Origin of the sequence: Oceanobacter sp. 3_MG-2023 (genome assembly GCF_030688925.1) — a bacterium.
Taxonomy (GTDB): Bacteria; Pseudomonadota; Gammaproteobacteria; order Pseudomonadales; family Oceanobacteraceae; genus Oceanobacter.
On record NZ_JAUYVX010000007.1, the window covers coordinates 1 to 26,277 of the forward strand.

The window sequence follows — 26,277 nt, forward strand, 5'->3', positions numbered from 1 at the left end:
ATGATCTCGACTCGGTGTCGCCGACGTTTGACTTGACCCGTCAGGCCTGCAAGTCGGCTTCGTGATTCGAAACCATCTGGTAGCCCAGAGTGAGCACCGGATTAAATAGATGCCCCCTATAGACTTTCTGCTCTATAGCTTGCTGTTCCTGGACGCCAGGAATCACATGTTTGTGACAAAAAATCACGATTACGATGACATTGAGCATTCTTGCCTTTGTTCCCTACACCACAAAAAGTCCCTTGGATGTGCTGTACGGAATACGACAAATAATCAGGTTGGAATATAAAAAACCAATAAAAACAAAGCGTTATATTTAGGCATTGGCATTGCAACGACTTGTTAGCAACCGGCCCACCCGGGTTATCAGAGATTCACCTGCCGCAGGCAGGTCATAATGAAGGAGCTGAGACCATGCAACTGACAGTGCTTGGACAAGACGAAAGCAAAGAGGAAACCGCAGCCACCAGTAGCTGTGCCTCTGGTTCGTGCGGCAGTGATAACGACCAGATGTCGGCGCTGCCGGATTCAATTCGTGACAAGGTCAAGAACCATCCTTGTTATTCCGAAGAAGCGCATCATTATTTTGCTCGTATGCACGTAGCGGTCGCCCCCGCTTGCAATATCCAGTGCCATTACTGTAATCGCAAGTACGACTGCTCCAACGAATCTCGCCCTGGTGTGGTATCTGAAGTATTAACGCCAGAAGAAGCGGTGATGAAAACCAAAGCCGTTGCGGCCAATATCCCGCAAATGACGGTACTGGGGATTGCCGGCCCGGGCGACCCGTTGGCCAACCCCGAACGCACGTTCGAAACCTTCCGTATGCTGAGTGAGCAAGCGCCGGATATCAAGCTCTGTGTATCGACCAATGGCTTGTCTTTACCAGACTCAGTGGAAGAGCTGGCCAAGCACAACATTGATCACGTCACCATCACCATCAACTGTGTCGATCCGGCGGTGGGGGCCAAAATCTATCCCTGGATTTACTGGAATAACAAACGTATCTACGGTGAAAAAGCCGCCAAGATCCTTATTGCCCAACAGCAAAAAGGCCTCGAGATGCTGGTTGAACGCGGCATTCTGGTGAAAGTCAATTCGGTGATGATTCCTGGGGTGAATGATGAGCACCTGAAAGAAGTCTCGCGCACCGTCAAATCCAAAGGCGCTTTCCTGCACAACGTGATGCCGCTGATCTCTGAAGCAGAACACGGCACCTTCTTCGGCATTATGGGGCAGCGCGGGCCTGAGCCGGAAGAGCTGCAAGATCTGCAGGATGCCTGCTCCGGTGATATGAACATGATGCGTCACTGCCGTCAGTGCCGTGCCGATGCCGTTGGCCTGTTGGGTGAAGATCGGGGCGAAGAATTCACCCTCGATAAAATTGCTGCCATGGATATCGATTACAACGCCGCCATGAAGACCCGTGCTGTGGTACACGCCGGTATTCTCGAAGAACTGGACGAAAAAGAAGCCAAGCGCAGCCGTCTGGCCGCGGTTTCTGTTCCGACTGTGGAAAATACCATCGCCAGCGATCTGCGCCCGGCACTGATGGCAGTTGCCACCAGTGGCGGCGGTCTGATCAACCAGCACTTTGGTCATGCGACCGAATTCCTGATCTACGAAGCCTCTCCAAAAGGCGTGCGTTTTATCAGCCATCGCAAGGTCGACCAGTTCTGTGTGGGTGACGACAGCTGTGGCGAAAAGGAAAGTGCCCTGGCCGGATCGATTCGTGCCCTGAGTGGTTGCGAAGCCGTGCTGTGCTCAAAGATTGGCTACGAGCCATGGTCGTTATTGGAAGAGGCCGGCATTGTGCCTAACGGCGAACACGCGATGGAACCCATCGAAGAAGCCGTGATGGAGGTTTATCAGGAAATGGCTGCCAGCGGCGTGCTTGATGAAGCGGCCGCAGAGACATCTTCCGCACAACGGGCTTCTGTCTGAGTCATCACCAGGCCGGGCATAACCCGGCCATTCACTGCACCTTCGGAGGTTAGCATGGCGTTATCTATTGTTGATTCTTGCGTGAACTGCTGGGCCTGTTACGACGTATGCCCGAGCGAAGCTATTTATGACAGCAAACCGCATTTCAAAATCAATGCGCGCAAATGTACAGAGTGTGAAGGGGATTATGCCCAGCCTCAATGCGCCAGTATTTGTCCGATTGAAGAGGCAATTCTGGATGCGTCTGGTGTGGCAATCAATCCACCGGGTTCCCTGACCGGTATTCCACCAGAAAAAATGGCTGAAGCCTTACAAGAAATCCAGGCTCGCTAACGCTGGTTAGTCATCGTTGCAAGAACCGTTTTATGGTCGAAACAGGAGGTTTTATCGTGCTGCATTTTTATGAAAAACCCGGTTGTATCAACAACACCCGACAGAAAAAAATTCTACGTGAAGCGGGTGTTGATGTGATCGAACATAACCTGCTCGATACGCCATGGCAGGCACAGCAGTTACGACGGTTTTTTGGCTCCTTGCCGGTCAACAAATGGTTCAACCGTTCGGCTCCGGCAGTCAAGGCTGGCCATATTGATCCTGACAACTGCACTCCGGAACAAGCGATGGTTGCCATGATTGCTGAACCCTTGCTGATTCGCCGGCCACTCATTCAGCTTGAGGGCTGGTATCACTGCGGCTTCGATTGGCCGCGTCTGCAGCAGCAACTGGGCCTGAGCACCCGTAGCCGGGAAGAACTGGATGTACCGGACGATATAGAAGGCTGTGCCAGCAAGCATACCCAGGGCAATGGTTGCCCAACACCGCTGGCAGGAGAAACGGTATGACTTTGGCTGTAACGGTAAAACCCACACTCTGGCGCCAGATTATGACCCAGCTATTACCCGCATCGACCAGCGAACGCGAATCCCTGCGTACCAACACCAGCCGTTGGTTGGGGCAGATACTGCGCAGCCAGCGGCAAGGACGGACGTGCCTGCCGTATTACCTGGGGCTGAAACCGGTTGATTATCGCTGGTTCTTGCACCGCTATCTGTATGGCCAGAATCGTTATCAGAGTTTGCCCTTTCCGCAGCAGCAAGACCGTGACAATCAACGTCATGGTGCCGACCTGCGTCAGCAACTGCTGGAAATGCGTGAAGATGAGTGGCTGGAAATCCGGCAGTTATTACTACAACACCGGGCTGGCAAGGATGATAGCGAGTTGTTGATGGCCGATATGGTTGCGGCCGGTTGCCTGGGCAAAGAGCATCTCTGGCGTGACCTCGGTTTGCTTAACCGCGGTGAACTCAGTGCCTTGTTGTCGCAGAATTTTCCTGCGCTGGTGGCCGCCAACGATCGCGACATGAAATGGAAACGCTTTTTTTACAAACAGCTGTGTGAAGCCGGTGGCGGTTATGTCTGTCGTGCTCCCAGCTGTGATGACTGTACGGCTTATGCTGAGTGCTTTGGCCCTGAAGACTGATTGCAAGTGCTGCAAGTACTGCAAATGACCCGTTAACAACCCACTTTTCTGGAAGAGGATCTCACCATGACCCAATGGCAAACCCTGTCTGTAACTGAAGCAGAAGCCATGCTGTATGACAGCCCTATGTTGCTGCTTGATATGCGTGATTTCCGTTCTTATCTGTCCGGGCATCATCCCGCGGCATTGCATCTGAACGACACCAATCTGCGCGCCTTGCTACGACATACCGCGCGTTCGGTCCCGGTGTTGATCTACTGCTATCACGGCCATGCCAGTCAGGATATGGCCCAGTTGTTCAGTGATTTTGGCTTTACCAGCTGTTATAGCCTGGATGGCGGTTACGAAGCCTGGTACCCGAGTATCAGCCGTCCGCTGGATGCCTTGAGTCATCCGCTGCGTGGCTGGCTGGTTGAGCACGGCTTTGATCCTTACAACCTGGATCAGCGGGGTGACAATCAGGACACCGCCCTGATGCAGGCCTGCCGTGATGGCAATCTGGATATTGCCCGTGAGTTGGTGATGGCAGGGGCAGGGATTGATCTGGTCAACAAGGATGGCAATAACGCCCTCTGGATGGCCTGTCTCAGTGAAAACAGCCGTGTCGTGCAATTACTGCTCGATAACGATATCGATATGGATCAGCAAAATGATCATGGTGCGACGGCACTGATCTATGCCGCATCCATTGGTCATGACGCGCTGGTGGCACAACTGCTGGAAGCCGGTGCCGACGCCTCCCCAACCACGAAAGATGATTTCTCGGTGCTTGACGTCGCTGCCAGAGCCAGCACCTTACGCTTGTTGCAACATCACATTCTGCCGGATACCCATCCGGTTCATCGCTTTGTCGCCTGAGGAAAACACCATGAGCACGACCGATATTATCCAGACCATCAATAAGCAAATCAGCAGCAATCCGGTTCTGATTTATATGAAAGGCACCCCGGAAGCACCGGAGTGCGGTTTTTCTGCTGCAGCAATCAAGTCACTGCAGGTAACCGGTGTTGATTTTGCCTACGTCAATATTCTGCAAGCTCCATCAATCCGGGAACGTTTGCCAATGGTTTCCAATTGGCCAACCTTTCCGCAGTTGTTCGTGAACGGAGAACTGGTCGGTGGCAGTGATATTGTCTGCAGCATGGCGGCGGATGGCTCGCTGAAAACACTGCTGCAAGAAGCCACTGCCAGCGCTGAATAACAGGACGACGTTATGGAAACCAGCGAAGTGCATCAGCGTATCCAGCAAGCACTGGACGACTCGGCAGCCAAGATCGAGATCCATGGTGCCGACTGCAATTTTACCGCCCGGGTTATCAGTAATGTCTTTGAGGGATTGCGACCGGTGCAGCGGCAGCAACGTATCCTGGCCGCTTTCAGTGAGCCATTGGCCAGTGGTGAATTACACGCCCTGACCGTGGAAGCCTTTACGGCAGCGGAATGGCAAGCCAAAGCCCAGGGTGGCCTGACTCAATTGATGTAATCGGAACCGGGTCTGACAACCGCAGACCTGGCAAGACACCTGCTCAGACTGCCCTGGTGGCCAGCGAGGAAAGGTGCCCAATAATGAGATGGAGATTAGCGATGAGTGAACTACCGCCTATCAGCCGTGAAGCGGCGCTTCGAATAGCCATGGCTGCCCGTATTTTGCCGGATACCAGTGTGGGCCAATTACTGGATATTCTGACTCGCCGGATCGAGGGTGAGTTATCAGAAGAATCCCTGGCGACCATTACGGTTACGGATTTGAAAACCGGCTTCGGCAGTGCCGACGGTGAAGAAGATGGTGAAGACATCAGCCTTGGCTTACCCGCCATCAAGGAAGCTGTGCGGATTCTCTGGGGTGAAAGCGAAGCAGAAGATCTGCCACAAGCAGTCGCCGATGCGGAGGCTCTGCCCAATTCCATTCGTGTGGCGGTGGCTTCCAACAGTGGGGAGTTACTGAATGGCCATTTTGGTTCTTGTTTGCGATTTCTGGTGTATGAACTGAGTGCCGAGAAGTACCAACTGGTTGATGTTCGCTCGGCACTGGAAGCTGATCTGTCAGATGATCGTAATGCGTTCCGTGCCCGACTGATTAATGATTGTCAGGTCGCCTATGTGCAATCCATTGGCGGTCCGGCGGCGGCCAAGGTGGTTCGTGCCGGTGTGTACCCGATCAAGCAAAAAGACGTCTGTGAAGCCAGCGAAGTCCTGTCGCGCTTACAAGGCGTGATGGAAAACTCACCACCACCCTGGTTGGCCAAGATTCTGGGTGTGGCTGCCGAAGACCGGGTGCGGTTTGCCAAAGAAGCCTGAGTTGTACACCTGCTCTGGACATCAGCGACTTCCGGTCGCTGATGTTTTTTTGTTTGCGGATACTGTTGCTTGTGCCCGATGGGGCAAGCCCAGCACAGATCTCGTGTCTGCTTTGTCGGATAGCGTCGGTAATGTTGTGTTGTAAATCCGACATTATCGCTCTGATGTGTTTTTAGTCCCTTGTAACATTTTGATATTAAAAGATTTTTTGTTAATGGCTGGAGAATTTTGACGGCAAGATTCTTGAAAGCAAAGAGCAGGCATTCATCACTATTAACAGGAAATTACCATATGCTGCTTACTACCTATAAAGAAACCGGGCGTCTGTTCTATTCCAACTTTCTGGAATCCACCCAAGAATCCGGTATGCAGGCCTATCGTGGCGATCTGGTGATTGTGGCCGGAGAAGTGGGCGACGATAAAGGCCATACCTTGCCACCTAAAGAACTGATGCGGGAAGCTGTTATTCTGGCGGATGACAAGATCCATATGTTGGTGGGAGCACTCGATAAAATGTCATCGATCACTGGCCTGGTCGATTATTACAAAGATGATTTTGCGGATGATATGAAAGCGGTCTTGTTTGTCGTGAACCTGACCAGTCCGGCCCAGGTCGATATCAATGGTATCAACTTCGTCCTGATTCCTATGGTGCAGGGGGTACCATGGAACGAATTGATGGAAGAACTGGCGCTGGAAAAAAGCGATTTCAAAGGCCAGAAACCTGCCGCCAAGCTGGAAACCATGTACTCCGAGCTGAAAGGCTACAAACCCAAACGTTACCCGCTGGTGTCGTTGGACGATGTAATGGCAATGACCAATACAGCAGTTCGTGAGATACACGGCGCGCTGTAATGTCTGTTTGATCGACCGGCGCATGATGGTTTCATGCGCCGGTCGAGCGTCTGGCTGCCTGATTGCTCAGGCAGCTTTCCTGCCTTAACGCCGCTTCTCTTCTTTTTTCTTTTTCTTCTTGCTGCTTGTTGATGTAGCCACGGTTGCTGTTGGTTGTTCTCCAATCGGTGTCAGTTTCCAGATTTCCTCGTTGTACTGACTGATGGTGCGATCAGTGGAAAACATGCCACTGCGAGCCGCGTTGATAATGCTCATGTCGGTCCAGTGCTCGACGTTACGGAAGGCATTGGCGGCATGTTGCTGGGCATCGACAAAGCTGCGGAAGTCGGCCAGTGTCACCCAAGGGTCATTGGCGGATTTCATGCCATTGATCAGGTCGTCGAACAGCCCTGGCTCAAAGTGATTGAAGTGACCGGATTCCAGCAACTCGAAGACAGTTTGCAGATCAGGGTCCTGATCGATATAGGTCTGTGGATGATAGTGGTGGCGCAGTTCGGCAACCTCGCTGGTCTTCAAGCCAAAGAGGAAGAAGTTGTCTTCACCAGCGGCCTCCAGAATCTCAACATTGGCTCCATCCAGAGTACCAATGGTGACAGCACCGTTCATCATGAACTTCATATTGCCGGTGCCCGATGCTTCCTTGCCTGCGGTGGAAATCTGTTCCGACAGGTCGGTGCCTGGTGCGATGATTTCCATCACCGATACCCGGTAGTTGGGGATAAAGGCCAGTTTCAGCTTGTCGCCGATTTCCGGGTCGTTGTTGATAATTTCGGCAACGTTGTTGATCAGCTTGATAATGGTCTTGGCCATAAAGTAGCCCGGTGCCGCTTTACCTCCGATCAGTACACAACGATTGGTCCAGTTGTGGGTATCGCCGCGCTTGATACGGGCATACAGATGGATCACATGTAATACGTTGAGCAGTTGGCGCTTGTACTCGTGAATCCGCTTGACCTGCACATCGAACATGGCATCCGGGTTGAACACCACGCCGGTATCCTGTTGTACCAGCTGTGCCAGACGTTTTTTGTTATCACGTTTGACGTCCCGCCAGGACTGACGGAAAGCCCGATCGTCAATATATTGCTCAATGGCGGCCAGTTCGTCGAGATGGGTGATCCAGTTGTCGCCAATGGTTTCTCCCAGCAGTTGGCGCAAGCCGGGGTTGGAGCTGGCAATCCAGCGCCGTTGGGTCACGCCATTGGTTTTGTTGTTGAATTTCTCTGGCCAGAGCTGGTAGAAATCGTTGAACAGTCCATCTTTTAATAACTGGGAATGCAGGGCGGCTACGCCATTGACGGAAAAACTGCCAACAATGGCGAGGTAGGCCATCCGCACATTGTCGTGTTCATCAATCAGGGACATCTGCCGTAAACGGTTGTTGTCACCAGGCCATTTCATCGCTACCTGCTTCAGGAAGCGGGTGTTGATTTCATAAATAATATCGAGCAGGCGCGGCAGCAGTTTCTGGAACAGTGATACCTGCCAGCGTTCCAGGGCTTCTGGCAGCAAGGTGTGGTTGGTATAGGCCATACAGCGGCTGGTGATGGCCCAGGCCTTGTCCCAGTCGAATTCCATATCATCGAGCAGAATACGCATCAGCTCTGCGACCGCCAGGCTGGGGTGGGTATCGTTCAGCTGGAAAACATTATGGTCGTCGAAATCGTCCATATTATGGCCGTGTTGTTCGATCCACTGGCTGACCACATCCTGCAGTGATGCCGAGACAAGGAAGTACTGCTGCTTCAGGCGCAGCTCCTTGCCGTTTTCGCTGGTGTCATTGGGGTACAACACCATGGTGATGTTTTCTGCTTCGGCTTTGGAAGATACGGCTTCGAAATAAGACCCCCGGTTGAATTCAGAAAAATCAAAGATTTCGGTGGCCTGGGCAGACCACAGGCGCAAGGTGTTGACGATGCCATTCTTGTAGCCCGGAATGGGGACGTCATACGGCACGGCCAGTACTTCTTCGGTATCTTCCCAGCGCACTTCCAGGCGATTGGTCTGGTGGTCGCGGTAAGGGCGCGAGACGCCACCAAAGCGGACCACGCGGGTATATTCCCGCCGCGGGAACTCCCAGGGGTAGTTGTCGTAACCGAGCCAATGGTCAGGGGCTTCGATCTGATGGCCATTCTGGATCAGCTGTTTGAACATGCCGTATTCATAACGCAGGCCGTAGCCCATCACCGGCAGGCTCAAGGTAGCGCAGGAGTCCATGAAGCAGGCGGCCAGACGGCCCAGGCCCCCGTTACCAAGACCGGCATCGGCTTCGGCATCTTCAACGTGTTCCAACAACAGGCCCAGTTTGTACAGGGCCTGATCAACCTTGTTCTCAATGCCGAGGTTGAGCATGTTGTTGCTTAACGAGCGGCCGATCAAAAACTCCATCGACAGGTAATAGGCTTTTTTGCTTTTTTCCTGATGGTAGCCAGCCCAGGTCTGCTTCCACAGTTTCATCAGGCGATCGCGCACGGCGTAGGCCAGCGCCTTGTAGTGATAATCCGGCTCCGAGGCCAGGTTGCGCCCCAGTGTGTTGTAGAGGTAGTCAACAAAGTCTTCTTCGATGTCGGTCACGTTCATGCCGACCTTCTTGAGCAAGTCTTCTATTAACTGGCGCTGTTCTTGCGGAGACAGGGCATTCGGGGTTGTCGCGGGAATGTGTGCCGACATAATAAAGCTCTCCTGCTGAATTACTGAATCAGGTTCAGATAGTGTTGGGCGCTGTTCTGCCAGCCAAAATGCTGTTGCATGCCTTGTTTTTGCAGCTTTTGCCAAGTCCGTTTTTTGCCAAACAGGTGCAGGGCATGCTGTAGGGTTGATTTCAGGGCATGCAGGCTGGGGTCGTAAAAAACAAAGCCGGTGGCGGTGCCGTCATCGAGGTGTTCCTTGGTGGCATTCACCACGGTATCGGCGAGGCCGCCGGTGCTGTGCACGATAGGTGGAGTACCGTACATCAGGCTGTAAATCTGGTTGAGGCCACACGGCTCAAAACGGGAGGGCATCAGGAACATATCGGACCCGGCTTCGACCAGGTGAGCCAGTGCTTCTGAATAGCCCAGATAAACCAGCACCCGGCGCGGATAATTGATGGCCAGTCGCTGCAGGGCTTCGTGGTGCTGGCGATCACCGCTGCCCAGTACCAGAAAGATGGCATTGTGCTGCTCAAGCATTTGTGGAATCAGATCCAGTACCAGATCCACGCCTTTCTGCCAGACCAGACGGCCGACCATTCCAATCACCGGGACCTTGAGATCGATTTCGGATTCATGCCAGCCAAAATGGTTAAGCAAGGCCTTCTTGTTATCGGCCTTGGCCGCTACCCGGCCTTTTTTGGCGCTGTAGGTACGGCTGATCAGACGGTCGGTCTCAGGGTTCCAGACATCCTCGTCAATGCCGTTAATAATGCCAACCAAACGGCCTTCGCGCTGTTTGCGGGCCATCACACCTTCCAGCCCGTAAGCAAATTCCGGCAGAGTGATTTCCTGGGCGTAGGTGGGGCTGACGGTAGTGACCCAGTCAGCCATCTCGATACCGGCTTTGAGCATCGACATCTGGCCATGGAATTCGATACCACCTTCGGCGTTCCACCAGTGCCAGGGCAGGTTGAGATAATTAAACAGGCTGTTGGGGAAATTGCCCTGATAAGCCATGTTGTGGATGGTAAAAATAGTGGCCGGAGGCTGGCTTTCTTCGGCGAGGTAAGCCGGCACCAGGCCGGTTTGCCAGTCGTTGGCCTGAACCAGGTCGGCGCGCCAGCCGATGCCGTGTTTGTCCATGGCCAGCTCGGCAACAATGCGGGAGAACACCCCGAAACGTTCGCCATTGTCCCACCAGTCCCGGCCATCATCGGCCAGGTAAGGATTCCCTGGACGGTCGAACAGTTCAGGAATATCGACAATCCATAGCGGAACATCGATGCCTTTGCAGCAGGCCTCTTTGATAATCACGGAGTGACTGTAAAAACTGGTGTGAATCTGGAACGCGGCAATTTTGCGAACCTGGGTCAGCTTTTCCCATACCGCGAGGTAACCCGGCAGTACAACACGTACCTGGTTGTCGAGACGGGAGTAAGCATTCGGCAAACCTCCCGATACATCCGCCAGACCGCCGGTCTTGATCACCGGATGAATTTCAGAGGTGGCAAACAATATATTCATGAAGGATGAGGACCCTTGTAATCCTGGTATGTCAGTACCACTGCGCCAAGTGGTGGTAATGTCACCAGCGCGGAACAGGGTTGACCCATAAGCGGTTGCTCTTGTGTATAAACGATGCCCTGATTACCGGCATTACTGCCGCCGTACAGTCCGGCATCGGTATTCAGGGTTTCTTGCCAGCTGCCGGCGTGTGGCATGCCAACCGGATAATGCTGGCGTGGTAGCGGTAAAAAGTTGAACAGACAGACCATGCATTCGTGGTCGCCTTTGCGGATAAAACTCAGCAGTGAGTGCTGGGAATCATTGCAGTCGATCCATTCGAATCCCTGTTGTTCAAACTCGTACTGATGCAACGCCGGTGCCTGGCGGTACAGGTGGTTGAGGTCACACACCAGCTGCTGGATCCCTTGATGATCCGGGTAGTTGAGCAGATGCCAATCGAGGGAAACGGCTTCGTTCCATTCAGTCCACTGGCCCAGTTCGCCCCCCATAAACAGCAGTTTTTTGCCGGGGTTCAGCCATTGCCAGGCCAGTAATAGCCGCAGGTTGGCCATTTTCTGCCAGTTATCCCCAGGCATTTTACCTGCCAGTGAATTTTTCAGATGCACTACTTCATCGTGGGACAACGGCAAGACGAAGTTTTCTGTGTAGGCGTACATCTGGCTAAACGTCAGCTGGTTATGGTGATGGCTGCGGTAAATAGGATCTTGTTTGAAATAGCTCAGCGTGTCGTTCATCCAGCCCATATTCCACTTCATGGAGAAGCCCAGCCCACCCATCCAGGTCGGGCGCGAAACCATCGGCCAGGAGGTGGACTCTTCTGCCATCATCAGGGCACCGGGGCATTGGGCGTGTACTTCGTGGTTGAGGGTCTTGATGAATTCAATCGCTTCCAGATTTTCGTTGCCGCCATAGCGATTGGGTAACCATTGGCCTTCTTCCCGGGCGTAGTCAAGGCACAGCATGGAGGCCACGGCATCAACCCGCAGGCCATCGAGGTGGAACTCCTGCAACCAGTAAAGGGCATTGGCAATGAGGAAATTACGTACCTCGTTACGGCCGTAGTTAAAAATATAGGTGCCCCATTCCAGATGCTCACCCTGACGCGGATCAGCGTGTTCGTACAGCGCGGTGCCATCGAAGCGGGCGAGAGCAAAGTCATCCCGTGGGAAGTGGGCTGGTACCCAGTCGAGGAAGACACCTATCTGGTGTTGGTGCAACAGGTCGATCAGAAAGCGCAGATCATCGGGATGACCAAAGCGACTGGTCGGAGCGTAATACCCGGAGGTCTGATAGCCCCAGGACTGGTCGAGAGGGTGTTCGGCAATGGGCAGTAGCTCAACATGGGTAAAGCCCGTGTGTTGCAAATAGCCCACCAGCCGCTGGGCCAGTTCACGGTAATTGAGAAAGTGGCCCTGATTATCCCGCGCCCAGGAACCAAGGTGCAGCTCATAAATACTGATGGGCTGGTGTTGCCAGTCGGCCGCAGCCCGCTGCGTCAGCCATTGCTTGTCTTGCCAGGCATATTGACTGCGACAAACGACGGAAGCGGTTTCCGGGCGCAGTTCCATCTGCCGGGCGTAAGGATCGGTCTTGATGCGCAGGGTATTGGTATGGCCACTGAGAATTTCAAATTTATAGAGATCACCGGGGTGCAGGCCGGGGATAAACAGTTCCCAGATGCCGGAACCATCACAAGGGCGCATCGGGTGGCGCAGGCCATGCCAGTTATTAAAGCTGCCAATCACCGAGACCCGTTTGGCTGCGGGTGCCCAAACAGCAAAATACACGCCGTCGATGCCATCAATACAGCGTGGGTGAGCACCTAACAGATTATAGATTTGCCAGTGGCGACCTTCGGCAAACAGATGCAGATCGAGGTCTCCCGCTTGGCGGGAAAAAGACCAGGGAGAAGTGATTTCATGGCGAATGGCGTCGTCTTCTTGCCAGGCAACGCGGTAATGTTCTGGTAGCTGCTGGTATTGGGCCTTATTGAGACGGGCAACAAAACAACCGCTATCCGACAGCGGTTGCAGTGGTTGCTGTTCCAGCCAGGCGTAACGGGCACCGGGCAACCAGACCCGGACAAGCCAGCCCTGGTCATCCTGATGCAAACCCAGAAAACGGAAAGGGTCCGGATGTTCGCCGTTTTCCAGCCATTGCAGGTGTTGTGACACGGCGGTTGTTTCAGTCATGAGGTTTCTGTTTCTCTTGCTCGGCAGGGTAACGTTCACAGCGATCGACCAGGGTGGCAATCCGTTGTGCCAGCGCCTCAGTCAGTTGTTGTGGTTGATAACGCCAGTGCCAATTATCGACGATGGTGCCGGGAGTGTTCATTCTGGACTGGTTATCCAGTCCGAGAAAGTCCTGTAGCGGCATAATGGCCATATAGGCAGGTGATTGAAGTGCGGCATCGATCAGTGGCCAGGGCATCTCACCGACATGGAGGTCGAGCTGTGACAGAATCCAGTGTTTCTGGCCGTCATCCTGTAGGGCTTGCCACCAGCCAAGGGTGGTTTCGTTATCGTGGGTACCCGTATAAACCACCGAATTTTCGACCTGTTCGGTCAGTGCGTGAGGGTTGTCGGGCAAGCCATTAAAACCGAATTGCAGTACCGACATACCGGGCAAACCAAAGGCCTCTTTCAGCGCCACCACTTCCGGGGTAATGATTCCGAGATCTTCGGCGATTACTGGCAGTGGGTCATGGGTGGCTTGTAGTGCCGAGAGCAGAGCGTGTCCGGGGGCTTTAACCCAGTTGCCTGTCATGGCGGTTGGCTCGCTGACGGCAATTTCCCAGCTGGCTTCCAGACCGCGGAAATGGTCAATACGCACCAGGTCAAACAGCTCCAGACTCCAGGCCATACGTTGTCGCCACCAATAAAAGCCGTTGGCTTCCATATGAGGCCAGTGGTAATGAGGGTTGCCCCAACGCTGGCCCGTGGCAGAAAAATAATCCGGTGGCACACCAGTGACAACGGTAGGGTTGAGGTTGTCGTCGAGCTTGAATTCGTCCGGATTGCTCCAGACATCGACGCTGTCGTAGGCAACAAAAATCGGCATATCCCCAAACAGTTGGATGCCTCGGGTATTGGCTGCGTGTTTCAGCTGCTGCCAGCACTGGATCAAGGCGAACTGTTGGCTGACAATGGCGTGCAGTTCGTCAGCATAGTGTTGATCCAGATCGGCCAGAGCCTGTGGGTCGCGGAATTTGTAGACATCGGGCCACTGGTTCCAGGCGCTGCCGTCATGCAGCTGTTTCAGTAATGTGAAACGGGCGTAAGGTTGCAGCCAGTGTGGTGGATTGGCGATAAATGCCGCCAGCGCCTGAGGGTCGATCTGGTTTTGCCAATGATCCGGCAACAGGGCAGGATTGAGGGCGAAGGCCGAGACACCCTGATAGGGTGACAGGCCGTCCAGAGGTTCCATCAAGGGCAACATTTGCCACACCGTCAAATGAGCGGCCTGCATCCAGTCGAGAAACAACCAGGCCGATTCATCCAGTTTGCCGGATGGCAACGAGGTTGGGTGCAGCAGCACTCCGGCACAGCGTGAGCGTGGATCCGGTTGTATCTTGGGCGCAGTGCTTGCGGTTGTATTAGCCATCATCATCCCTGTTCAGTTGCGAATCATGGTGCCTGAATGGTTGGAGTGACTGCCACCACCAGCCTGTAAGCGGTCAAGGTTGTCGGGTATCGGCTGCTTCAGCAGCTGATACAGTTTTTCCAGGTGGCGCTGATAAAGCAGGGTAAAGTCACGAACCGAGTCGGCCGGGTTGTAGTCACCAAACCACCAGAACCAGTCGGAGCCTTCACAGACCGCCAGCTGGTGGGTGGCAATGGTTTGTTCATCGTCACTGAGTTGCTGGCTGGCAACGACCTGATCAAACACCTGCTTGGCTTCTACCAGCAAGTCCCAGCCGATGTTTTTGTCCTTGTCGCCAATCCAGGTTGAGAAACTGCCATACACCCAGCTGCCAGCCTTGAGCACTGGTAAATCACGCACGCAGGCATTCTGGTCAAGGGCATCGGAGAAGGTTGTCATGGCGATACGCGGATGCTCGGTCAGGGTCTGGTAGAGGGTTTCGAGGAAGGTGTAGCCGTTGTCCGGGTAATATTCCCAGGGGTTCTCGCCATCCAGAATCACCGCAACCACATGCTGGTCGACCTGGTCACCAAGGTGGTTGGCGATGTTGTCGAGATTGTGGGCAAAGTTGTTGGCGGCGTCTTGCGGGTCCCAGCTTTTGTATTCAAAACCAATCAGGTCCGACATGCCGTCATCGCGGAAAAACAATGCACATTGTTGATCGTTGTGACGCATCGGTTGATAGAGTGCCCGTTTGGAGGAGATATCGTGGATATCCAGCTGGGAGGCTTCACAGGAATGCCGCCAGACGCCTTCACCGGAAGCGGTCCAGCGAATATCAAATTCATCGAGCAAGCCGACCGCGGCACTGGATACCGCCCCTTCGGACAACCAGACCCCGGAAGGTGCGCGCCCAAAGAAATGCCGGAATTGCTCAATACCGTGTTGCATATGCCAGCGGGCACGCTCGTAACCGCCGGGATAACCCGGATGCTCTGGCAAGGCGGCGTCCGGCATGGCATCACGGGTGGTATTAAAATCAATCAGCAGCGGCACAATCGGATGGCCGTATGGCGTCATGGATATTTCAATCTGGCCGCTATCCTGTAACTGGCGGTAACGGGGCACAATGTCTTCAAGGATGTCCGCCATGATGGACACCAGAGTGCGCTGGTCGTCGTGATTAAAGTGCTCTTCTGCCAGGCCCTTGTTGATCAGTTGTCCAACCCGTTCATCTCGCAGGCGCAGGGAATGTCCCATCCAGGCAAGGTGATACCAGACCAGCAGGTCGGTAAAAAAATCACGATTGAAATACGACAGGCTGTGCGCATCGTCGATCGTGGTGATTTGATCACCCTGGGCCATATCCAGCAGTTTGCGGAACGGTGGAAAGCGATCAATCATGGTTGGGGCAAAGGCCTTGCTGCACGATTGCAGAATATCCAGCCGGGCCGCGAGGTCATCGGTGACAGGGCTGGCGCCAGCGACCAGGTTCAGCAACAGGTCGCCGGTGGGTTGGGCACCGGCCAGCCATTGGCGCATCTGGATGGCATAGTCATCCAGCTGTTCCAGTAACACCGGGGCGAAGTTGACGACTACGCGGGCCGCCGGATTGTTTTCCAGATGGGCAGCCATATCGGAATAATCCTTGATGGCATGCAGGTAAACCCACGGCAGGCGATACTGGCCATCAAGCCCGTCACGATAGTGAGGCTGATGCATGTGCCAGCAAATAACCAGTTTGATCTTGTTTGGCTGCATATGAACGGTCCGTTATGGAAACAGGTTCCAGGGTGTTGTCGGTATGGGTCTGTCGTGAGGCTTTGGCCGTCAGTTTATCTACCGGATCAGCGGGTCATATGGATGCTTTGCCCCAACATATCGGGCGTGACCAGCACGATGCCGGATTCATCGACGTAAAAGCGCTGACGGTCGGCTTCGGGATCTTCACCAATAATGGTGCCTTCCGGTATTTCGCAATCCTTGTCAATCACCGCATTCTGGATGCGACAATAACGATGTACATTGACGTTTGGCAGCATGACGGTGTCTTTGACATGACAGTAGCTGTGAATCCGGCAGTCACTGGAAATGATCGAGCGCTTGATTCTGCCACCGGAAATAATGCAACCACCAGCGACCAGCGAGTCGATGGCCTCACCCCGGCGACCTTCGTCATCGAAGGTGAATTTGGCGGGAGGTAATTGTGGCTGATACGTCCAGACTGGCCAGTCGCGGTTATAGAGGTTCAGCTCCGGGGTGATGCTGCAGAGATCGATATTGGCCTTCCAGAACGCCTGCAAAGTGCCAACATCCCGCCAGTAAGCCGGTTTACCGCTGGCTTCATCCGTAAATGGGAAGGCCTGGACATTATGCCGTGATATTACGCCGGGAATAATGTCCTTGCCGAAATCGCGGGAGGAATCCGGGTTGTCGTTATCGTCAATCAGGGTGCGGTAAAGAAAATCACTGGAGAAGACATAAATGCCCATGGAGGCCAGCGCTGATTCTGGTTTGCCGGGAATACATTCCGGGTTGGCGGGCTTTTCGCTGAAACGGGTGACTTTCATGTTTTCGTCGATCGACATCACCCCGAAGTCGGAGGCTTCTTCAAGGGGAACTTCGACACAACCGACCGTGACATCGGCACCGGATTGCTGGTGGGCGGCCAACATGCGGGTGTAGTCCATGGAATAAATATGGTCACCACCAAGTATCAGCACATAGTTGGGGGTGTGATGGCGCAGGATGTCGAGATTCTGATAAATGGCATCGGCGGTACCTTTGTACCAGCCTTTATCGATACGTTGCTGGGCGGGCATCAGTTCAACAAACTCACCCACTTCATAACGCATGAAAGACCAGGCCCGCTGGACGTGACGAATCAGCGAGTGGGATTTGTACTGGGTAACCACACTGATTTTGCGAATACCTGAGTTAACACAGTTCGACAATACAAAATCGATAATGCGGTATTTGCCACCAAAAGGAACCGCCGGTTTGGCCCGCCAGCGAGTGAGCTGTTTTAATCGGCTGCCTTCACCACCGGCCAGAACCAGGGCCAGGGTTTTACGAGAGAGGTCGGTTGTTAATGGTGCATCATCGTAGCTCTTGAGCATATGGTTATCCTTTTGCCGAGGTGCTGGCACCGGCCGGTAAGGCGTCCGGGCCTTGATTCCTTGTCCCTGAGCCCTGATGGAAGACAGGTGCTCCAAGGGATGTCGGGTTACTTACAATGATCGCGCAAAGAGGCTGGTTTGATGAGCTGGACACCCGCTGCCAGCGTTTGCCTTGTTATTAGCATCCGCTTTCCTGATGACCGCTTCAAGTGTTTGCTTATGTAGTTATACCTGTCAACGGCAAGGCTCCAAGCTGTTTTTGAACAGGATTACCCACTATGTCAAGGTATAGTCTTTTTGTATGACAAAACAAGGCAAGTTGGATAAGGCAAGAGGGGCGTGCTGAAAGGTCTTATGGTGTGTTATCTATGGTAGAAGCACGGAAGACTATATGGGGGAGAAGGCCCGGGGCCGGGTCAGTAATACGACAACAGAGAGGATGGTGAGAACAGAAATGAGGAGTCAATATCAGCCCTCTCACCCACCACGATTAGGCTGAGAGGGCTGAAGCCCATTGGTACGGGTCCAATAAGGGCAACAGGTATCAAGCTATCAACAAGGTATCAAGCCGTCAGTGCTTGTGCTTCAGCCATCAGTTCACTGAAATCGGCTTCAACAATCACCAGGTTCTTTTTGTCGCAGAAGCGACGTTCTTTATCATTGGGTTCGGGCATCAAGACCCAGCCCGCCGGTTCGCCAGCGCTGTACATAATGTCGCTCAACACCATGCGTTCGGTGTCCCGTTGCATCCGCATACCAGCAAACAGGTATTGTTTGCCCTGACGGTATTGTTTGAGGAAACCAGGAATGGCGAAACCTCCCATCAGTTCAGTGATGTAGTCAACATAGTCGGCGTCAGAAGCGATATAACAAGGCTCGGGGACCGGAGTACCCATGGGCTTGAACAGGATCGGCAATTGGCTGTCGACGCTGTCTTGGTCTATTTCGCTGTAGTCACTGCCATCGGACTGGAAAATCCGGAAACGATAGTCGGTGCCAGCGATACGAGAGATACCTACGATCAGGGTATGGGGGCGGCCCTGATAGGCATTCTGCAGCTGGGTGTCGCGATTGATATCAACAATGTAAGGCAGTTCCATATCCGCCAGCCACTGGTGGAAGGGGGACTGGGTCCATTGGCGTTCGCCATACTGGGTGGTCAGAAAGCGCTCGATAAATTTGCGGCCCTTTTTGTTTTCCAGGTTCATCGCCGCACGGGGGAATTCATACATCAGTCGCGGGGCCATGGGTTTACCGCCATTCATTGCCAGTATCAGACTGTCACTGTCGGCAGGAATCGCTTCGCCAGTGGTGGTTTCTACGACACCGTTTAATGTTTCCGCACCCAGGTACGGAATGATCTGCCCTGTACGCAGACCGTTGGTCAGTGTTTGCAGAAGCTCCGAGCTTGCCATGTGGGATTCCTCTCTGTCGTCATATTGGATAAATCGCTTGAGCGTTACCGTGACTGCTTCAATATTCAGGCCAGATTGATGGCGGGCCAGTCTGCTCCGCCAGATCGGCTGTCTGAGCCCTGTGGCCGCTGAATTTCTCTCCTCCCGGCCTTGTTTTTTTGTGTAGCAAAGCAACCGTACGGCTGTTTTTTGGCGTAAAGACGACATTCAGATATAGCTACTTATATAGACTTTTTATCCCCGGATATGGCGATCGATATATGACAATAATCTGACATCAATAGAATCGTCAAAACCCGACAAATTGTTTGTTGGGTGTAGTACATCGTCACTGTTGTTGTCGTGATACATACTGATAATAAATCCTTAACAAAAATAAAAATAACTTAAAAAACAATGACTTATATATTTTATTCGGAATGGCATGAGGTCTGCAGTATTGGACTGGTGAACAGGCAGCACAGGCTTTCGGTAAATGCCGGAAGCGACTGATTTGTTATCAGTAGTGCCAACGAAGCACGGTTGCCTGCCTCCCCGAACCCTTAAGGGTAAAGGTCCTCGCTCGGAAATTTACAGGAGATACAGACTATGGCTATGCGTCAATGCGCCATTTATGGCAAAGGCGGTATCGGTAAGTCCACTACCACTCAGAATCTGGTGGCTGCTCTGGCAGAAGCTGGCAAAAAAGTAATGATTGTTGGCTGCGATCCAAAAGCAGACTCCACTCGTTTGATCCTTCACTCCAAAGCTCAGAACACCATTATGGAAATGGCTGCTGAAGCAGGCACCGTGGAAGATCTGGAACTGGAAGACGTACTGAAAGCCGGCTACGGCGATATCCGTTGCGTTGAATCCGGTGGTCCAGAGCCAGGTGTTGGTTGTGCCGGTCGCGGTGTTATCACGGCCATTAACTTCCTGGAAGAAGAAGGCGCTTACGAAGACGATCTGGATTTCGTTTTCTATGACGTACTGGGTGACGTGGTGTGTGGTGGTTTCGCCATGCCAATTCGTGAAAACAAAGCGCAAGAAATCTACATCGTATGCTCTGGCGAGATGATGGCTATGTATGCAGCCAACAACATCTCCAAAGGCATCGTGAAATATGCCAACTCCGGCGGTGTTCGTCTGGCTGGCCTGATCTGTAACTCTCGTAACACTGACCGTGAAGATGAGCTGATCGAAGCACTGGCTGCCAAAATCGGCACTCAGATGATCCACTTCATCCCACGTGACAACGTAGTACAGCGTGCAGAAATCCGTCGTATGACTGTGATTGAGTACGATCCAACCGCTAAACAAGCGGATGAATATCGTGCCCTGGCCAACAAAATCATCGACAACAAAAAACTGGTTATTCCACAGCCTGTGACTATGGATGAGCTGGAAGAGTTGTTGATGGAATTCGGCATCATGGAAGAAGAAGACGCTTCTGTCGTCGGTAAAACTGCTGCTGAGCTCGCTGCCGAAGCTTAAGCGGTCGGGCTGAGCTGACTCTCCTGAGTTGGCTGCCCATGCTCGGGATAGGACAGATTGGTCCTATCGGAACCCGTGTTGCGCAGGTACCCCCTCACTTGCGCAACCCGGTCTGTTACCCGTTATTAACTTGAAGGAGGCTCACCATGGCCATGTCCCGCGATGAAGTAGAATCGTTGATTCAGGAAGTGCTTGAGGTCTATCCAGAAAAAGCCAAAAAAGACCGCGCCAAGCACTTGACTCCAAACGACCCTGAACTCGAACAATCCAAGAAATGTATTACGTCCAACAAAAAATCCTTGCCCGGTGTAATGACCATTCGTGGTTGTGCCTATGCTGGTTCCAAGGGTGTGGTATGGGGTCCTATCAAGGACATGATCCATATCTCTCACGGCCCGGTTGGTTGTGGTCAATACAGCCGTGCAGGACGTCGTAACTACTACATCGGTACCACAGGGGTGAACACCTTTGTGACCATGAACTTTACCTCGGATTTTCAGGAAAAAGACATCGTCTTCGGTGGTGACAAAAAACTGTCCAAGCTGATCGATGAAATCGAAACCCTGTTCCCGCTGAACAAAGGGATTTCCATTCAATCCGAGTGCCCGATCGGTCTGATCGGTGACGATATTGAAGCGGTCTCCAAAAAGAAAACCGCCGAGCACGGCAAGACAGTTGTACCGGTTCGTTGTGAAGGATTCCGTGGCGTTTCCCAGTCCCTGGGTCACCACATTGCCAACGATGCCGTCCGTGACTGGGCACTGGGTGCCCGTGACGAAGACAACAGTTTTGAAACCACACCATACGACGTTGCCATTATCGGCGATTACAACATCGGTGGTGATGCCTGGTCTTCCCGTATCCTGTTGGAAGAAATGGGCTTGCGAGTTGTGGCGCAATGGTCTGGTGATGGCACCATCTCTGAGATCGAATTGACGCCAAAAGTGAAACTGAACCTGGTTCACTGCTATCGCTCAATGAACTACATCTCCCGTCACATGGAAGAGAAGTACAAGATTCCGTGGATGGAATACAACTTCTTCGGTCCTACCAAAACCTGTGAGTCACTGCGCAAGATTGCTGCCCAGTTTGACGAAAGCATCCAGGCCAAGTGTGAAGAAGTGATTGCCAAGTACCAACCAGAATGGGAAGCCGTGATCGCCAAGTACCGTCCACGCCTGGAAGGCAAGCGCGTCATGCTGTACATCGGTGGCTTGCGTCCTCGTCACGTGATTGGTGCCTATGAAGATCTGGGTATGGAAGTGGTTGGTACCGGTTATGAATTCGGTCACAACGATGATTACGACCGTACTCTGAAAGAAATGGGTGACTCCACCCTGCTGTACGATGATGTGACTGGTTACGAATTTGAAGAGTTCGTGAAAAAGGTCCAACCAGACCTGATCGGTTCCGGCATCAAGGAAAAATACATCTTCCAGAAAATGGGCGTGCCTTTCCGTCAAATGCACTCCTGGGATTATTCCGGCCCGTATCACGGCTTTGATGGTTTCGCCATCTTCGCCCGCGACATGGATATGACCCTGAATAACCCTTGCTGGAAAATGCTGGCTGCGCCATGGAAGAAAACCGAAGCGGAAGACTCCGCTGTGGCAGCAAGCGCCTGATTTCCCGATGCACGAACGGGTGAGGGCGTGGTTGCCCTCATCTGAATCATCCCATTTACCCGCCAGACCACAGATTAGTGGCGCGGGAGAGGAGGACTCTTATGAGCCAGTCAGTAGACAACATTAAACCAAGCTATCCGCTGTTCCGTGATGATGATTACAAAGAGTCACTGAGCAACAAGAAAGCCAGTTTCGAAGAAGCCCACAGTCAGGAAAAAATTGACGAAACCTTCATGTGGACCACCTCTGAAGAGTACAAGGAGCTGAACTTCCAGCGTGAAGCCCTGACCGTCAACCCGGCCAAGGCTTGTCAGCCACTGGGAGCTGTTCTGTGTGCCCTGGGTTTTGAAAAAACCATGCCTTACGTACACGGTTCCCAGGGTTGTGTGGCGTACTTCCGTACCTACTTCAACCGTCACTTCAAAGAGCCAGTGGCTTGTGTTTCTGACTCAATGACAGAAGACGCCGCAGTATTTGGTGGCCAGCAAAACATGAAAGACGGTCTGGAAAACTGTAAGGCAACTTACAAGCCAGACATGATTGCCGTGTCAACCACCTGCATGGCAGAAGTTATTGGTGATGACCTTAACGCCTTTATCAATAACTCCAAAAAAGAAGGACACGTGCCGCAGGAGTACCCAACACCATTCGCACATACGCCATCGTTTGTGGGTTCGCATGTGACTGGTTGGGACAATATGTTTGAAGGTATTGCCCGCTACTTCACCCTGAACTACATGGAAGACAAGGTAGTGGGTAGCAACGGCAAGTTGAACCTGGTACCAGGCTTTGAAACCTATCTGGGTAACTACCGCGTTATCAAACGCATGATGAAAGAGATGGATGTCGATTTCACCCTGCTGTCTGATCCGGATGAAGTACTGGATACCCCGGCTGATGGCCAGTTCCGCATGTACGCTGGTGGCACCACTCAGGATGAAGTGAAAGATGCGCCTAACGCGCTGAACACCATCATGTTGCAGCCTAACCAGCTGACCAAAACCACCAAGTACGTCAAGAACACCTGGAAGCATGCCGTACCTGCGCTGAAGATCCCGATGGGTCTGGGCTGGACCGACGAATTCCTGATGAAAGTCAGCGAAATCACCGGCAAGCCGATTGCCGCCTCTCTGGAAAAAGAACGGGGTCGTCTGGTCGATATGATGACGGATTCACACACCTGGTTGCACGGCAAGAAATTTGCCTTGTGGGGTGATCCGGATTATGTCGAAGGCATGACTCACTTCCTGTTGGAACTGGGCTGTGAACCAACTCATATTCTTGCCAACAACGGTAACAAGCGTTGGAAAAAAATGATGGACGCCATGCTGGCCAATTACCCACAAGGTGCTGACTGTGAAGTTCATGTCGGTAAGGATTTGTGGCATATGCGCTCACTGGTATTCACCAACAAGCCAGATTTCATGATTGGTAACAGCTACGGCAAGTTCATCCAGCGTGACACGCTTTACAAAGGCAAAGAGTTCGAAGTACCGCTGATCCGTATCGGCTTCCCGATCTTCGACCGTCACCACCTGCATCGCCAAACTACCCTCGGCTATGAAGGTGCCATGCAGATTCTGACCACACTGGTTAACTCTGTGCTGGAACGTCTGGATGACGACACTCGTGGCATGCAAACAACTGATTATAACTACGACCTGGTCAGATAATCGCCAGTCGGTTGCGGTAACACCTGTTAGTGGGGTGTTACCGCTGGACCTGCGCGGGGTTGCCCTGTCGCTGGTCGCTGATGGTCAGTTGTTGAAACCGCGAGTTGCCTCTGGCACTCGTGGTTTTCTGGTTTCCGCCAGCTGGATCTCCAGTTGTAACGGATGCCTCAATATACCTTCTGGTCACACTGAATCGCGCATGGCGTGCTCTGTAAGGAGATTTATCAGCGCATGCAGATCGTAAACAGTGGCTGAACTCATGAATGACAATACCTAGGATGACTCCCATGCCCAATATCATGCTGCGCGAAAACGACAAGGGTGAACTGACCCTGTATGTCCCGAAGAAAGACCAGGAAGATATTATTACCACTATCGAATTTGATTCCGCCGATGCCTGGGGAGGGGAACTGACCCTGGGCGATGGCTCCAGCTACATCATAGCTACCTTGCCAGGTAAACCGGACTTGCCTCTGACCGTCCGGGCAAAACGCGGCGCGGAGGCTTGAGGTGGCCGCGGCGTCAGGGTTAACCGACCACGTCGCGCTGCGGATTGGGATGGCATCGCGGTTGTTGCCCGATATCGCTTTGGCTGAATGGATGGATATCCTGATCCGGGCGGTAGGGTTGCCGCTGACGCCACAACGGCTTGGACGCTTGCGTCTGAATCGCCTGCGCCAGGCTGGTCGAGGCGCATTAAAACCGGTCGACGATGACACCCTGCGCCAAGTGATTGCGCTGTTACGTGGTCAAGGTGTGGATATGCGCCAGTCGGTGCCCTCACCACAGCCTTATCAGGAAGGTGATATGCCAGGATCTGTGCGTATTGCCTGTGCCTCCAATCGTGGTGATCGTGTCGATGGCCCGTTTGGCACCTGTGAACGTTTTCTGGTTTATCAGGTATCGGCACTGGAAGTTCGTCTGATTGATGTTCGTGAAGTACCAGCCCCGAGAGTGCTGGTTGAGCAATACAAGGGTGACAAGCACAGCGCCAGAGCCAATCTGATCCGTGATTGCCATGTGTTATGTGCACTGACCATTGGCGGCCTTGCCAGCGCCAAGGTTGTGAATGCTGGTTTGCACCCGGTCAAATCCGGTACACCTCGGGCTGCCACAGCCATGATGGCTGAGTTTCAACGGGTGCTGGATCAAACGCCACCACCCTGGTTGTTAAAAATTATGGAAGCGTCCGCACGGGCGACCTGGGCCAGACAGCAGGAGAGTTCATCATGAGTAACCGCCATCAACTGCAAGCGATTTTTGACTATGTCGAACAGCAGGGTTTGAGTGAAAAAACGCTGCTCGAGCTGCGTGAACAGTACAAGGGCATGCACTTTACCTGGTGCTTCGATGACGATATCAACTACCCGTTTCCCTACCTGGAAAGGCCGGGATTCAACGTGTTTCTGGTCGATTCCCGTGATCATTGCTCGACCCTGACGCGGGATGTTGAAGTCGCTTCCGGGATCGTATTTGCCGAAATTATTGACGACTAGCGGAGCCAGCATGAATTCCGATACCGAGAATCTCACTCCCATTGGTGACTGTCGCCGTTGTCGCTATCGCGCCAATCTGCTACTGGCAGGGCGCTGCATCCCGGGAGATGCCTGTATTGCGGTAGATAGCGGTCGGCAAATGGATCGTTTCTTACGTTTTAACCCAGAGCTGGCACGGCATTACCTCGCCGATGCCTTTTGGGAGCGGCGCGCCATCGCGGTTCGATATGCGCCGCTGGACGACCTGAACCAACTGGTGACGGATTCTGACGAAGCGGTGCGCCGAGCCGTTGCCTATCGTCTGCCGCGAGAGCAACTGCACGCCCTGATGAACGACGAAGACCGGGAAGTGCGTATTACCGTGGCCGATCGCTTGCCGCTGGAACAGCTGGAAAAAATGGCGGTTGATCGTGATTACCTGGTGCGAGCCTATGTCGTTCAACGCCTGCCGGAAGGACGACTGTTCCGCTTTATGCGAGATGAAGACCGCCAGGTGCGCAAGATGGTGGCGAAACGCCTGCCGGAAGAAAGTCTGGTCATGATGGCTTACGACCCGGAACCGGAAGTACGCCGTATTGTTGCGTCCCGGCTACAGGGGCCGGACGTCGTGGTGCTGCTTGATGACCCGGACTGGACCGTGCGACTGGAAGCGGTGGCCAATGCTCCGCTGGATGCCCTGACCCCGGTTCTGGATGACGACGACAGCGAAGTCCGGGAAGCGGCTGCGGCGCGGTTAAACGTTCGTGTCTGAGTCGATATCTGTGCCTGGGACTGGGCCGGTAGCATCATCCAGCTGGCGCGTAGCGGTTGCCAGCAAGGATGATATCTCGATCAATCAGCACTTTGGTCACGCCCGTCACTTTATTATCTATCAATTGAGCCAGGCAGGGATTGAGCGGCAGGAGCAGCGAGACGTTGGACTGTATTGCCACGGCCATAGCGCGGATCATGCCGCCATGGCCGATATCCTGACCACGATCAAGGACTGCGACGCCGTGCTGGTGGCTCGTGTGGGTGACGGCCCAGCCGACAAGCTTCGTGCTGTTGGAGTCGAGCCGGTCTCTGACTATGCGTATCTGGGGATCGAAGAATCATTGCACGAATATCGCGATCGCTGTCTGGCACAGCAGCCAACCACCGTCAAAAGGGAGCCATAG

General features: G+C 53.3%; 24 protein-coding genes. 17 read left to right on the forward strand and 7 right to left on the reverse strand.

The window, feature by feature from the left end:
* The first annotated feature begins 414 nt into the window (after nt 1-414).
* The 9 genes from nifB to Q8W32_RS08050 all read left to right on the forward strand — a co-directional run bounded on the left by nifB (nt 415) and on the right by Q8W32_RS08050 (nt 6,577).
* Entirely contained in the window at nt 415-1,944 is a 1,530-nt protein-coding gene (gene nifB, locus Q8W32_RS08010) for a nitrogenase cofactor biosynthesis protein NifB (protein WP_305414464.1), read from the forward strand.
* Nucleotides 1,945-1,998: 54 nt separating this feature from the next.
* Nucleotides 1,999-2,277, forward strand: a complete 279-nt coding sequence (locus Q8W32_RS08015; protein WP_303432289.1) for a 4Fe-4S dicluster domain-containing protein — start codon at nt 1,999-2,001, stop codon at nt 2,275-2,277.
* Between the two features lie 32 nt (nt 2,278-2,309).
* Nucleotides 2,310-2,786 carry an ArsC/Spx/MgsR family protein gene (locus tag Q8W32_RS08020; protein ID WP_303432288.1) on the forward strand — a complete coding sequence of 159 codons (477 nt, stop codon included), beginning with the start codon at nt 2,310-2,312 and terminating at the stop codon, nt 2,784-2,786.
* Entirely contained in the window at nt 2,783-3,424 is a 642-nt protein-coding gene (locus tag Q8W32_RS08025; RefSeq protein ID WP_305414465.1) for a nitrogen fixation protein NifQ, read from the forward strand. Before Q8W32_RS08020 ends, Q8W32_RS08025 begins: the two co-directional genes overlap by 4 nt.
* A gap of 66 nt (nt 3,425-3,490) precedes the next feature.
* The gene (locus Q8W32_RS08030) at nt 3,491-4,282 is read left to right on the forward strand and encodes an ankyrin repeat domain-containing protein (RefSeq protein ID WP_305414466.1); all 792 of its coding nucleotides are present in this window, start codon (nt 3,491-3,493) and stop codon (nt 4,280-4,282) included.
* Nucleotides 4,283-4,292: 10 nt separating this feature from the next.
* Nucleotides 4,293-4,625, forward strand: a complete 333-nt coding sequence (gene grxD / locus Q8W32_RS08035) for a Grx4 family monothiol glutaredoxin (protein WP_305414467.1) — start codon at nt 4,293-4,295, stop codon at nt 4,623-4,625.
* Between the two features lie 12 nt (nt 4,626-4,637).
* Complete coding sequence (locus Q8W32_RS08040) at nt 4,638-4,907, forward strand: BolA family protein (protein ID WP_303432282.1); 270 nt, start codon at nt 4,638-4,640, stop codon at nt 4,905-4,907.
* Nucleotides 4,908-5,008: 101 nt separating this feature from the next.
* Nucleotides 5,009-5,722 carry a dinitrogenase iron-molybdenum cofactor biosynthesis protein gene (locus Q8W32_RS08045; protein ID WP_303432281.1) on the forward strand — a complete coding sequence of 238 codons (714 nt, stop codon included), beginning with the start codon at nt 5,009-5,011 and terminating at the stop codon, nt 5,720-5,722.
* A 291-nt stretch (nt 5,723-6,013) separates the two neighbouring features.
* Nucleotides 6,014-6,577 carry a hypothetical protein gene (locus Q8W32_RS08050; RefSeq protein ID WP_303432280.1) on the forward strand — a complete coding sequence of 188 codons (564 nt, stop codon included), beginning with the start codon at nt 6,014-6,016 and terminating at the stop codon, nt 6,575-6,577.
* Nucleotides 6,578-6,661: 84 nt separating this feature from the next.
* Here Q8W32_RS08050 and Q8W32_RS08055 read toward each other — a convergent pair whose 3' ends face one another.
* The 7 genes from Q8W32_RS08055 to Q8W32_RS08085 all read right to left on the reverse strand — a co-directional run bounded on the left by Q8W32_RS08055 (nt 6,662) and on the right by Q8W32_RS08085 (nt 18,853).
* Complete coding sequence (locus Q8W32_RS08055) at nt 6,662-9,247, reverse strand: glycogen/starch/alpha-glucan phosphorylase (RefSeq protein WP_305414468.1); 2,586 nt, start codon at nt 9,245-9,247, stop codon at nt 6,662-6,664.
* A 20-nt stretch (nt 9,248-9,267) separates the two neighbouring features.
* Nucleotides 9,268-10,734, reverse strand: a complete 1,467-nt coding sequence (glgA, locus tag Q8W32_RS08060) for a glycogen synthase GlgA (protein ID WP_303432277.1) — start codon at nt 10,732-10,734, stop codon at nt 9,268-9,270.
* A complete protein-coding gene (glgB, locus tag Q8W32_RS08065) occupies nt 10,731-12,929 on the reverse strand; it encodes a 1,4-alpha-glucan branching protein GlgB (protein WP_303432276.1) in 2,199 nt (732 codons plus the stop codon). Before glgB ends, glgA begins: the two co-directional genes overlap by 4 nt.
* Nucleotides 12,922-14,340, reverse strand: a complete 1,419-nt coding sequence (gene malQ / locus Q8W32_RS08070; protein WP_303432274.1) for a 4-alpha-glucanotransferase — start codon at nt 14,338-14,340, stop codon at nt 12,922-12,924. Before malQ ends, glgB begins: the two co-directional genes overlap by 8 nt.
* Nucleotides 14,341-14,352: 12 nt before the next feature.
* Complete coding sequence (locus tag Q8W32_RS08075; protein WP_305414469.1) at nt 14,353-16,080, reverse strand: glycoside hydrolase family 57 protein; 1,728 nt, start codon at nt 16,078-16,080, stop codon at nt 14,353-14,355.
* An 86-nt stretch (nt 16,081-16,166) separates the two neighbouring features.
* Nucleotides 16,167-17,438 carry a glucose-1-phosphate adenylyltransferase gene (gene glgC, locus Q8W32_RS08080; RefSeq protein WP_303432271.1) on the reverse strand — a complete coding sequence of 424 codons (1,272 nt, stop codon included), beginning with the start codon at nt 17,436-17,438 and terminating at the stop codon, nt 16,167-16,169.
* A gap of 563 nt (nt 17,439-18,001) precedes the next feature.
* A complete protein-coding gene (locus tag Q8W32_RS08085) occupies nt 18,002-18,853 on the reverse strand; it encodes an SIR2 family protein (RefSeq protein WP_303432269.1) in 852 nt (283 codons plus the stop codon).
* 588 nt (nt 18,854-19,441) lie between these two features.
* Here Q8W32_RS08085 and nifH point away from each other — a divergent pair.
* From nifH to Q8W32_RS08125, 8 genes are all read left to right on the forward strand, one after another.
* The gene (gene nifH / locus Q8W32_RS08090; protein ID WP_303432267.1) at nt 19,442-20,326 is read left to right on the forward strand and encodes a nitrogenase iron protein; all 885 of its coding nucleotides are present in this window, start codon (nt 19,442-19,444) and stop codon (nt 20,324-20,326) included.
* 146 nt (nt 20,327-20,472) lie between these two features.
* On the forward strand, nt 20,473-21,951 hold the full coding sequence (gene nifD, locus Q8W32_RS08095; protein WP_303432265.1) for a nitrogenase molybdenum-iron protein alpha chain: 1,479 nt from the start codon (nt 20,473-20,475) through the stop codon (nt 21,949-21,951).
* Nucleotides 21,952-22,052: 101 nt separating this feature from the next.
* Nucleotides 22,053-23,624 (forward strand): nitrogenase molybdenum-iron protein subunit beta, encoded by a 1,572-nt coding sequence (gene nifK / locus Q8W32_RS08100; protein WP_303432264.1) that lies wholly within the window; start codon nt 22,053-22,055, stop codon nt 23,622-23,624.
* Between the two features lie 287 nt (nt 23,625-23,911).
* Complete coding sequence (gene nifT / locus Q8W32_RS08105; protein ID WP_303432262.1) at nt 23,912-24,133, forward strand: putative nitrogen fixation protein NifT; 222 nt, start codon at nt 23,912-23,914, stop codon at nt 24,131-24,133.
* Nucleotide 24,134: 1 nt separating this feature from the next.
* Nucleotides 24,135-24,857 carry a dinitrogenase iron-molybdenum cofactor N-terminal domain-containing protein gene (locus tag Q8W32_RS08110; protein ID WP_303432260.1) on the forward strand — a complete coding sequence of 241 codons (723 nt, stop codon included), beginning with the start codon at nt 24,135-24,137 and terminating at the stop codon, nt 24,855-24,857.
* Complete coding sequence (locus tag Q8W32_RS08115) at nt 24,854-25,120, forward strand: hypothetical protein (RefSeq protein WP_303432259.1); 267 nt, start codon at nt 24,854-24,856, stop codon at nt 25,118-25,120. Before Q8W32_RS08110 ends, Q8W32_RS08115 begins: the two co-directional genes overlap by 4 nt.
* 10 nt (nt 25,121-25,130) lie before the next feature.
* Complete coding sequence (locus Q8W32_RS08120) at nt 25,131-25,871, forward strand: 4Fe4S-binding leucine-rich repeat protein (protein WP_303432258.1); 741 nt, start codon at nt 25,131-25,133, stop codon at nt 25,869-25,871.
* A complete protein-coding gene (locus Q8W32_RS08125; protein WP_303432256.1) occupies nt 25,864-26,277 on the forward strand; it encodes a NifB/NifX family molybdenum-iron cluster-binding protein in 414 nt (137 codons plus the stop codon). The genes Q8W32_RS08120 and Q8W32_RS08125 overlap by 8 nt, the downstream gene beginning before the upstream one ends.

Bases quoted from the DNA above. Each gene is read 5' to 3' on its own strand.
- Q8W32_RS08075 (WP_305414469.1), bottom strand. From the start codon at position 16,080: ATGCAGCCAAACAAGATCAAACTGGTTATTTGCTGGCACATGCATCAG.
- Q8W32_RS08025 (WP_305414465.1), top strand. From the start codon at position 2,783: ATGACTTTGGCTGTAACGGTAAAACCCACACTCTGGCGCCAGATTATG.
- Q8W32_RS08120 (WP_303432258.1), top strand. From the start codon at position 25,131: ATGAATTCCGATACCGAGAATCTCACTCCCATTGGTGACTGTCGCCGT.
- Q8W32_RS08115 (WP_303432259.1), top strand. From the start codon at position 24,854: ATGAGTAACCGCCATCAACTGCAAGCGATTTTTGACTATGTCGAACAG.
- Q8W32_RS08085 (WP_303432269.1), bottom strand. From the start codon at position 18,853: ATGGCAAGCTCGGAGCTTCTGCAAACACTGACCAACGGTCTGCGTACA.
- nifK (WP_303432264.1), top strand. From the start codon at position 22,053: ATGAGCCAGTCAGTAGACAACATTAAACCAAGCTATCCGCTGTTCCGT.
- glgA (WP_303432277.1), bottom strand. From the start codon at position 10,734: ATGAATATATTGTTTGCCACCTCTGAAATTCATCCGGTGATCAAGACC.
- Q8W32_RS08020 (WP_303432288.1), top strand. From the start codon at position 2,310: ATGGTCGAAACAGGAGGTTTTATCGTGCTGCATTTTTATGAAAAACCC.
- malQ (WP_303432274.1), bottom strand. From the start codon at position 14,340: ATGGCTAATACAACCGCAAGCACTGCGCCCAAGATACAACCGGATCCA.
- Q8W32_RS08040 (WP_303432282.1), top strand. From the start codon at position 4,638: ATGGAAACCAGCGAAGTGCATCAGCGTATCCAGCAAGCACTGGACGAC.
- nifD (WP_303432265.1), top strand. From the start codon at position 20,473: ATGGCCATGTCCCGCGATGAAGTAGAATCGTTGATTCAGGAAGTGCTT.
- glgB (WP_303432276.1), bottom strand. From the start codon at position 12,929: ATGACTGAAACAACCGCCGTGTCACAACACCTGCAATGGCTGGAAAAC.
- Q8W32_RS08045 (WP_303432281.1), top strand. From the start codon at position 5,009: ATGAGTGAACTACCGCCTATCAGCCGTGAAGCGGCGCTTCGAATAGCC.
- nifT (WP_303432262.1), top strand. From the start codon at position 23,912: ATGCCCAATATCATGCTGCGCGAAAACGACAAGGGTGAACTGACCCTG.
- Q8W32_RS08050 (WP_303432280.1), top strand. From the start codon at position 6,014: ATGCTGCTTACTACCTATAAAGAAACCGGGCGTCTGTTCTATTCCAAC.
- Q8W32_RS08030 (WP_305414466.1), top strand. From the start codon at position 3,491: ATGACCCAATGGCAAACCCTGTCTGTAACTGAAGCAGAAGCCATGCTG.
- Q8W32_RS08055 (WP_305414468.1), bottom strand. From the start codon at position 9,247: ATGTCGGCACACATTCCCGCGACAACCCCGAATGCCCTGTCTCCGCAA.
- nifH (WP_303432267.1), top strand. From the start codon at position 19,442: ATGGCTATGCGTCAATGCGCCATTTATGGCAAAGGCGGTATCGGTAAG.
- glgC (WP_303432271.1), bottom strand. From the start codon at position 17,438: ATGCTCAAGAGCTACGATGATGCACCATTAACAACCGACCTCTCTCGT.
- grxD (WP_305414467.1), top strand. From the start codon at position 4,293: ATGAGCACGACCGATATTATCCAGACCATCAATAAGCAAATCAGCAGC.
- nifB (WP_305414464.1), top strand. From the start codon at position 415: ATGCAACTGACAGTGCTTGGACAAGACGAAAGCAAAGAGGAAACCGCA.
- Q8W32_RS08015 (WP_303432289.1), top strand. From the start codon at position 1,999: ATGGCGTTATCTATTGTTGATTCTTGCGTGAACTGCTGGGCCTGTTAC.